This is a genomic window from Mycobacterium sp. (assembly GCF_035623875.1).
GTDB lineage: Bacteria > Actinomycetota > Actinomycetes > Mycobacteriales > Mycobacteriaceae > Mycobacterium.
Genome location: NZ_DASPSP010000011.1, coordinates 1 through 3,466 on the forward strand (window position 1 = coordinate 1; position 3,466 = coordinate 3,466).

A 3,466-nucleotide genomic window follows, 5' to 3' on the forward strand; every position below is an offset into this window, starting at 1 on the left:
GAGGCGCTGGCGATGGATCCCCAGCAACGGATGTTCCTCGAGTTGTCGTGGGAGGCATTGGAGCGGGCGGGGGTTGACCCAACCACGTTGCGTGGCAGCGCCACCGGTGTGTTCGCCGGCGTCATGACGCAGGGCTACGGGATGTTCTCTGCCGAGCCGGTGGAAGGCTTCCGGTTGACCGGTCAGCTTTCCAGCGTCGCGTCCGGCCGGGTCGCGTATGCGCTGGGGCTAGAGGGTCCGGCGCTGTCCGTGGACACCGCGTGCTCGTCGTCGCTGGTGACGCTGCATATGGCGGTGCAGTCGCTGCGTTCGGGCGAGTGCGACCTGGCGCTGGCCGGCGGCGTCACCATCAACGCCACGCCCGACATCTTCGTCGAGTTCAGCCGCTGGCGCGGCCTATCCCCGGATGGCCGCTGCAAAGCGTTCGCCGGGGCGGCCGACGGCACCGGATTCTCCGAGGGCGGCGGAATGTTGGTCGTCGAGCGGCTTTCGGATGCGCAGCGGTTGGGGCATCCGGTGTTGGCGGTGGTGCGGGGTTCGGCGGTGAATCAGGATGGGGCGTCGAATGGTTTGACCGCGCCCAATGGGCCGTCGCAACAGCGGGTGGTGCGCGCGGCGCTGGCCAACGCCGGGCTGAGCGCGGCCGATGTCGACGCCGTGGAGGGCCACGGCACGGGCACCACGTTGGGTGATCCGATCGAGGCCCAGGCGCTGCTGGCCACCTACGGACAGAACCGGTCGCAGCCGCTGTGGTTGGGATCGATCAAGTCGAACATGGGTCATACCCAGGCCGCAGCCGGTGTGGCCGGCGTGATGAAAATGATTTTGGCGATGCGACACGAGGTATTGCCCGCGACACTGCATGTCGATGAACCCAGCCCGCATGTGGATTGGTCATCGGGGTCGATGACCTTGTTGACCGAGGCTCAGCCGTGGCCGATCAATGGTCGCGTGCGTCGGGCAGGCGTGTCGTCATTCGGGATCAGCGGCACCAACGCGCATGTGATCATCGAAGCCCCGCCGACGGTGGAGGCGGTGGAGCCGGCAGCCGAGCCGCCGATCGTGCCGTGGGTGTTGTCGGCCAAGAGCGAAGCGGCGCTGGGCAAGCAGGCGGCGCGGTTGAGTGAATTCATCGGTGCGCGTGAGCAGTTGGCCGCCGCTGATGTGGGCTGCTCATTGGCGGGCCGTTCGACGTTTGAGCATCGGGCGGTGGTGCTCGGCGCTGATCGTCAGGAGTTGTTGGGCGGTTTGAGGGAGTTGGCCGACGGTGAGCTGGTTGGTTCAGCGGTCACCGGCCACGCCGCCCCGGGAGGCAAAACCGTGTTCGTCTTCCCCGGCCAAGGCTCGCAATGGCTCGGCATGGGCATGGGACTGCATGCCGCGTATCCGGTCTTCGCCGAGGCCTTCAATACCGTTGTCGGCGAGCTGGACCGGCACCTACTGCGGCCGCTGCGCGAAGTCATCTGGGGCCACGACGAAAACCTGTTGAATACAACTGAATTCGCGCAGCCCGCGTTGTTCGCGGTCGAGGTCGCGCTGTACCGGCTGCTGGAATCCTGGGGTGTGCGGCCCGATTTCGTGATGGGCCACTCGGTAGGCGAGTTGACCGCAGCGCACGTCGCCGGTGCTGTGTCGCTGGCAAACGCTGCGGTGCTGGTGGTCGCGCGCGGCCGGTTCATGCAGGCCCTGCCCGCCGGTGGCGCGATGATCGCCGTGCAGGCAACCGAAGACGAAGTGCGGCCGTTGCTGACCGACGGCGTCGGGATTGCCGCGGTGAACGGTCCGTCGTCAGTCGTGGTTTCCGGCGACGAGGATGCGGTGACCGCGATCGCCGAGCAGCTGCGCGAACAGGGCCGCCGTGTGCACAAGCTCGCCGTCTCACACGCGTTCCACTCGCCGTTGATGGAGCCGATGATCGACGAGTTCAGGGCGGCAGCCAAGGAGCTCACGATCAACGCGCCCACCATCCCGATCATCTCGAACGTGACCGGACAATTGGCCGATCAAGACTTCGCGTCGGCCGACTACTGGACACGGCACATCCGGGTGGCAGTACGGTTCGCCGACAGCATTCGCTTTGCGAGTTCGGTTGGCGCCAGCCGATTCCTCGAAGTCGGTCCCGGTGGCGGCCTGACGTCATCGATCGAAGAATCGCTCGCCGAAGTTGACGTCCTATCAGTTCCGATGCTGCGCAAAGACCGGCCCGAACCGACCAGCCTGATGACCGGATTGGCGCAGGCATTTGTGTCGGGTGTGGGCGTGGATTGGCGGGCGGTGTTGCCCGGGGCCGGATTTGTGGAGTTGCCGACGTATGCCTTTGAGCGGCGGCGGTTCTGGCTTTCCAGTGATAGCGCTGTTGGTGACGTCGCCGGCCTGGGGTTGGCGCCCAGTGAGCACGCGCTGCTGGGTGCGGTGGTAGACCTGCCGAGCGTGGGCGGGGTGGTACTGACAGGCCGGCTGTCGTCGGCGTCTCAGTCGTGGCTTGCTGATCACGCGGTTGGCGGCGTGGTGGTGTTTCCGGGCGCGGGTTTTGTCGAGTTGGCGATCCGTGCCGGCGACGAAGTCGGCTGCTCGGTAATCGACGAACTCATGCTGGCGGCGCCGTTGGTGATCCCGGCAACCAGTTCGGTAGCCGTGCAAGTCGTCGTCGGCGCGGCCGAGGAAGCAGGCACCCGTTCGGTGTCGGTGTTTTCCCGCGGCGACGAACACTCCGGCTGGACTCTGCACGCCGAAGGTGTGGTCCGGCCCGGCGATGCCGAGCCGGGCACCGACATGTCGACGTGGCCGCCGGCGGGTGCGACGCCGGTCGACATCGACGGACTTTATGACCGACTGGCCACACGCGGATACCGGTACGGCCCGGCGTTCCAAGGGTTGACCGCGATGTGGCGTCGCGGCGACGACCTGTTCGCCGACGTGTCCCTGCCAAGCGACGCCGGCGTATCGCCGGCGGGATTCGGTGTGCACCCAGCGGTCTTGGACGCTGCTCTGCACGCGGTGATCGTGGCCACCGAGACCGGTGACGACCAGGACGGAAGCGGTGTGCTGGTGCCGTTCTCCTGGCAGGGTGTGTCGTTGCATGCGGCGGGGGCGTCGGCGGTGCGGGCGCGGATTGCGCCGTCGGGTCCGTCGGCGGTGTCGGTGGAGTTGGCCGACGGGTTGGGGTTGCCGGTGTTGTCGGTGGCTTCGATGGTGGCTCGTCCGGTGTCGCAGCAGCAGTTGATGGCGGCGGTGTCGGGGTCCGGGCCGGATCGGCTCTTCGAGCTGGTCTGGTCTCCCGCTGTTCATCCAGCGTCCGCCTCGCACGCCGAGACGCCGTCTTATCAAGTGTTCGAAGCCGCATCAACCGCCGGGGACCCCGTCGTCGACACCTACGAGCGCACGCACAAGGCATTGGCTGCGGTGCAGTCGTGGCTGGCCGAGCGCGAATCCGGCGTGTTGGTCGTGTCGACCCGGGGCGCAATGG

At 67.1% G+C, this 3,466-nt stretch carries 1 protein-coding gene; it reads left to right on the forward strand.

Annotated elements, in window-relative coordinates:
- A partial coding sequence (locus VEI45_RS01125; protein WP_324849288.1) for a type I polyketide synthase occupies positions 1 to 3,466 on the forward strand: 3,466 nt, incomplete at both ends.